The 307-nt window shown below is 54.4% G+C and carries 1 rRNA gene; it reads right to left on the bottom strand.

Features of this window, described 5'->3' with window-relative positions:
* A 23S ribosomal RNA gene (locus tag J9892_RS21895) occupies positions 1 to 307 on the bottom strand; the annotation flags it as partial.

The following is a 307-nucleotide window of genomic DNA, read 5'->3' as shown; positions in this document are numbered from 1 at the left end:
CGACCTGTCCGTCTCGCAGTTAAGCTGGCTTATGCCATTGCACTAACCTCCTGATGTCCGACCAGGATTAGCCAACCTTCGTGCTCCTCCGTTACTCTTTGGGAGGAGACCGCCCCAGTCAAACTACCCACCAGGCACTGTCCGCGGCCCAGATTCATGGGCCTGCGTTAGAACATCAAACATACAAGGGTGGTATTTCAAGGACGGCTCCAGCGCAACTGGCGTCACGCCTTCAAAGCCTCCCACCTATCCTACACATGTAGGTTCAATGTTCAGTGCCAAGCTGTAGTAAAGGTTCACGGGGTCT

It is taken from the genome of Aeromonas sp. Prich7-2 (genome assembly GCF_017939255.1).
Classification (GTDB): domain Bacteria; phylum Pseudomonadota; class Gammaproteobacteria; order Enterobacterales; family Aeromonadaceae; genus Aeromonas; species Aeromonas caviae.
The sequence above is the reverse complement of the archived record's forward strand: the minus strand, read 5'-3'. Positions and strand labels throughout refer to the sequence as shown.